At 31.6% G+C, this 4,698-nt stretch carries 6 protein-coding genes; 1 reads left to right on the top strand and 5 read right to left on the bottom strand.

Annotated elements, in window-relative coordinates; genetic code table 11:
- Positions 1–30 precede the first annotated feature (30 nt).
- The 5 genes from AC2D8K_RS12320 to AC2D8K_RS12300 all read right to left on the bottom strand — a co-directional run bounded on the left by AC2D8K_RS12320 (position 31) and on the right by AC2D8K_RS12300 (position 3,767).
- Positions 31–945, bottom strand: a complete 915-nt coding sequence (locus tag AC2D8K_RS12320) for a replication initiation factor domain-containing protein (RefSeq protein WP_382303473.1) — start codon at positions 943–945, stop codon at positions 31–33.
- Between the two features lie 512 nt (positions 946–1,457).
- On the bottom strand, positions 1,458–1,760 hold the full coding sequence (locus tag AC2D8K_RS12315; RefSeq protein ID WP_079448952.1) for a hypothetical protein: 303 nt from the start codon (positions 1,758–1,760) through the stop codon (positions 1,458–1,460).
- Between the two features lie 249 nt (positions 1,761–2,009).
- Positions 2,010–2,468 carry a DUF334 domain-containing protein gene (locus tag AC2D8K_RS12310; protein ID WP_026088961.1) on the bottom strand — a complete coding sequence of 153 codons (459 nt, stop codon included), beginning with the start codon at positions 2,466–2,468 and terminating at the stop codon, positions 2,010–2,012.
- Positions 2,437–3,402, bottom strand: coding sequence for a relaxase/mobilization nuclease domain-containing protein (locus AC2D8K_RS12305; RefSeq protein ID WP_079448953.1), 966 nt, complete (start codon positions 3,400–3,402; stop codon positions 2,437–2,439). The genes AC2D8K_RS12310 and AC2D8K_RS12305 overlap by 32 nt, the downstream gene beginning before the upstream one ends.
- Positions 3,384–3,767 (bottom strand): MobC family plasmid mobilization relaxosome protein, encoded by a 384-nt coding sequence (locus AC2D8K_RS12300; RefSeq protein WP_019236260.1) that lies wholly within the window; start codon positions 3,765–3,767, stop codon positions 3,384–3,386. The genes AC2D8K_RS12305 and AC2D8K_RS12300 overlap by 19 nt, the downstream gene beginning before the upstream one ends.
- Positions 3,768–4,119: 352 nt before the next feature.
- Between AC2D8K_RS12300 and AC2D8K_RS12295 the strand changes: the two genes are divergently transcribed.
- Positions 4,120–4,506: a plasmid mobilization protein gene (locus tag AC2D8K_RS12295; RefSeq protein ID WP_368872823.1), complete on the top strand. Its 387-nt coding sequence runs from the start codon at positions 4,120–4,122 to the stop codon at positions 4,504–4,506.
- The last annotated feature ends 192 nt before the right edge of the window (positions 4,507–4,698 follow it).

Below are 4,698 nucleotides of genomic sequence, written 5' to 3'. Positions count from 1 at the left end.
ACCTTTTACGTAGGTTCCCCTATCCTTTTCTTATTGCCAAAACTCTATTTGCTTTTGCAATTGTTTTTCGTTCGCTTTTAAAGTCGATTTCATTAAATCTGTTAAATCAATTGGAGATATTTCAGTCATCAATTTTTTCATTCTGTATTTCTTTTTACGCTCTAATTTTCCCCATTCGTTTTCATCAAATAACAAAGCCATAATTGTATGACGGTCTGGAGCTTTTTCTATTGTTGAATAATCTGGTTTCAAAATATGTAAATCATCAAAACAATCATTCCAATAATCAACCATATTTCGTTTCAATTCAATTTCTACACGCCACAAATGTTCAGACATAACTTCAACATCTGCATTGTCTTTACGCTCTTGTTTTTTATTATAAATTCTAATAAATCTATCACTATCTCTTACACCGAAATATTTTGTTTCAGGCTTACCATTACGACCATAAAAGATAGTTTTCTTAACTGATTTATCAGTCATTGCGTAGTAATCGCTCAAATCATCTTCAAAATCAAAAGCTAAATCTATTCTTGTAAAACCGTCATCTTCCATGTAGTCAATAATATTTTGTTTTAACCAAAGCATCTCTTCGTGTGTAAGTTTATTTGGGTTAAATTCAACACGCATATTACGTCTATCCCATGTATCTGCTTTTACTTTGTCATATTCAATATAAACTTTTTCTTGTAGAGCTTTAGCTTTAAATTTAGTTTGTAATATATCCCAAAGTCGAATTTGTGGTTCAATACTCATAAATTCTGATAGTTTTTGAGCATTGTCACGATTGAGATTCCCAACAATTGTCATAGCGTCAAAACTTAATTTTGGTTGGGGGGTGTCCCAAATCGGTACACTTAACCGGCTATTAGAGTAGCCGGTTTTAGAAAGACTGTCTGAATACTTATTTTGTAAGTGATTTGAATGATTTTCTTCAGTCATAAAAAATCGACTCCTTAATTTGTTTTAAGAAGTCGTCCACCCAAACGTCAAATGTAAATGTTGAAGTATAATCAAATATCGTTTAATATCAAAATATACAAAAACATAAAAACATCGACTGTTTTATATTTTGGCTAGTCGTTCACGTAAACTTTGGTCGGTTTGGGGTGGACGACTTCTTTTTTATTTTGTTATTAATATAACACTATAAAAAAGCTTGGTCTATTATGGCTAATATTTTTGTGTATCAAATAAAAAAAGATTCAATCACAGAAAATATAAATGTGATCGAATCTTTTTTTATTCCTGCTTATTTAGCAGTACACATAACCCCATCATTGTTATTAGGGCAACTATGTTTTAAATGGAGCTTATTACCTAGTTTTATTCCTGTCCACCAAGGATTAGGTAAATTCATGTTAACAACCTCCTTTAAATATAGTGATAATTTACACTTATATATTCACATATTTCTATAAAATTTGCAATTAAAAAATAATGGTTATATATATCTATTTTAATATATATGGAAGAGGCGAAGTTATAATACGTCCAACTATTAACCATACAAATGGAAGAGAAATTAAAACAGTAAAATATAATCCTTTATACTCTTTAGTATTATCATTTTCTTTGCTAATAAAATAAAAGCATGTTGTTAAAATCATAGAGATAGTAAAAAGTATTGTTAAAAACAATAAAAATCCATTCATTGTCGTTGTCTTTTCTCCAAGTAAAAACAAATCTTTAAATACAACCGAAAACATATCAATTGCAAATAAAATAACACTAATTGTAAAAAACTTTTTAAACATAAATTACACCTCCTATACATACCTTATTTATCTAAAAGTAGTTTAGACTTATTAATAATATAATTTATATTATCTTTATATTTTATTGCATTATTCCAATTCCTCTATTTGTCGATGATCCTGCGCTCCTTAATAATCCTAAAGCTGTCCATCGGTCGATTTGATAGCTGACGCTATCCGACCGCTGGCGCTTTTAGTCTAATTAAGGGCTCTCATCGACAAATAGATTTTCTCGGCATAATAGCGTGCTTAATCTCTAAATCGTTCTCTTATCCATTCGTACATGATGAAAAATCCACCAAGACCTAAAATGTAAGGTAAAGCATATACTACACATAAAAGTAATACTATGAAAATATTATCAGATGTTTTAATCTGATGAGCTATTGCTTGTAATAAATAATCTATGTGTAAAAAAACTAAAAAATCTCTGCCTATTGTCATTATCAACGCAAATAGCATGAAAATTAATAGCATAGCTCCAAAGCTATAATACATTAGCTTAATTCTTTTTTTATACTCTTCATGCGATGATCGAACTTCTTGTAGCATTCGTTCATTTTCATCACGTACCTTATAAATATCTCTGCCTATGATATTGGCTAATTCATCTGTATTTACCTTATCCAATTTTTCTTTAAGAATATTAGTAAACTCATTATGCACTTTAACACCATTATCTCGAAAATCCTTCGTCGCCCCTGTCAATTTCGATGTGATGTCCTTTTGTTCTTTCTCTCGTGCGTTCTGGTTCTCTTGTATCTCTGTTAGATACTTGATGATGAGCTTGTTTTGCTTTTTCAATTCTTCGATTTCTTGTCTTTCTAAGTTGTTCTGCGTTGTGTTCGACTGCGTCCCAATCGACTTCGAACTGGTCTGTGTACTCTGCGACTGGGTCTTTTTCTGATTCTCGTTTTTCTTCTCTTTCTCGTCTTTCAAACTCATATTCTAACGCCCCCTTATCATAATCTTGTCCAAGGGTTTTGCCACGCACCCATTTATTTACGTTTTCCGGCTTATATGAGACATTTTTGCCCCTTACCTTAAATTCTATACCTGATTCTGCTAAATGCTCTGAGAAGCTCTTAAAATCGCTTGTATGGTCTTTCACATTTTCAATCTTTTCTCTCAAATCATCTTTCCAAGAATATTGGTCTTTTTCTATCAATGATTTTTCGGCTTGTGTATATCTCAACTTCGCCGTATTTCTTTCTGGCACACTCAAACCATGTTCACGACATATCTCGTCATTTGATCGCTTAACAAAATCACGTTGCTTTTTATTACTTTGATATTTACGACCAGTTTCAAGGTCAATCGAATTAATCACAATATGATTATGTACATGTTCTTTATCAGTGTGTGTATAAATAGCAACTTGATGATTAGGAGCAATCTTTTCGGCTAGTTCTAAGCCAAGTTGATTACATTGTTCTGGTGTTACTTCGCCAGGCTTGAATGACTGTATAACTGTATGAGCTTGAATACCGTTTTCTTTGCCATATAAAGCCCTAGTTTGCTTAAACGATGATTTCGCATAGTCGATATCACAATTTAATCCACTCTTTTCTTCTGCGCGCTTTTCTGCGTAATTGATTGCTCGACTTGCCGATTTGGTATTGCCTAATTTAGTTGTTGCCATATCTCATCAAGCCTTTCACGTAACTCACTGATATTACGTTCTAACGCTGGATAGTTAGGTGCGTCATATTGATGTTGATTACAATATTTCGCAATCTGATTCGCATTTGCACCTAACTTACTTAAATCTTTGGCTATCGATTGTCGCGTTGCTTTATCAAATTTAGGTGCGACTAATCGACTACCCTGTGCCTTTTTCTTAACGAAATTAGGCACACTCATATTTAAAGTTTCAGCAGACTGCTTTAACTTTAAATATTCAGATTCGCTCACACGAAAACTAATTTGTTTCGGCTCCTTACGGTTGGGTTTATGGTTTCGCCCAACAGTTTCGTCGCTAGCCACAAAGTTATTTTGTTCGCTCATCAAATCCCACCACGCTTTCTTCGAAAGTCATTACTTAATATAAATCTAGCTTACAAGGTAAGCCAGATTTTATCAAGTAATTTTGTGGTTTGGCAAGCGTCGTATATTCTAGCCACTTCGTTCTGAATATACCGGCTTGTTGGGGATATTCCCCAAACCCCTTATGATTTTTTTCTGCCGAAAAAAATAGTAATTACTCACTAGTAATTACTAAAACCTAAATGCTCAAAAAAGTGAGCATTATAATTGAGTATTTACTCATAAATAACCAGTGCTATTTTAATTAGTAATTACTCATAATTATATGTTAAAATTTATTGAGTAATTACTAATACATAAAGGTGGTTGTTTTATGCCTAGTTCATTTAATAAAAAAGCAAAAACTATAAACGTTAACTTAACTCAAGATGAGTACAATAAAATTCAAAAATTAGCAGAAATTCGTCATCTTAACCCAACCAGCTATACAAAACTTGTTGCTTTAGGTAATCGCATTAAACCAACAGTTATTAAAAGCGAAGATAATACAAGTGATTTGCATGAAATCATAGAGCAACTCAAAAGCAGTAATAACACTTTAAAAAGCGAGAGAGATATATTCAAAGAGAAAGCTAATCTGTTTGATCTTTTTCTTGAACATGTAAATGAAAATGCCTTTATTGATTTTGATAGTTTCAAAAATGACACAGAATTAAGAAAAGCTATTATGAATTTCAAAAAAGACAGAGAAAACTTATAGATAGAGCATCTTTATTTATATTAAGATTAAAGGGTAAAGTAATTTTATAAGAACTATTCTAATGATTAGGTAGGTGATATTTATGAATTGGATAGCATTATTTCTTATTTTCTTCCCAACAATTATGATGTTTATAGTATCAACAAAAAAGAAAAAAGAGCAAAAATAATGCAATAAGAAAAGGACAAAGAA

It is taken from the genome of Staphylococcus sp. 510, from assembly GCF_057219715.1.
The sequence above is the reverse complement of the archived record's forward strand: the minus strand, read 5'-3'. Positions and strand labels throughout refer to the sequence as shown.

Coding starts and splice junctions, on each gene's coding strand:
- AC2D8K_RS12320 (WP_382303473.1), bottom strand. CDS start 945: ATGACTGAAGAAAATCATTCAAATCACTTACAAAATAAGTATTCAGAC.
- AC2D8K_RS12300 (WP_019236260.1), bottom strand. CDS start 3,767: ATGAGCGAACAAAATAACTTTGTGGCTAGCGACGAAACTGTTGGGCGA.
- AC2D8K_RS12315 (WP_079448952.1), bottom strand. CDS start 1,760: ATGTTTAAAAAGTTTTTTACAATTAGTGTTATTTTATTTGCAATTGAT.
- AC2D8K_RS12295 (WP_368872823.1), top strand. CDS start 4,120: ATGCCTAGTTCATTTAATAAAAAAGCAAAAACTATAAACGTTAACTTA.
- AC2D8K_RS12305 (WP_079448953.1), bottom strand. CDS start 3,402: ATGGCAACAACTAAATTAGGCAATACCAAATCGGCAAGTCGAGCAATC.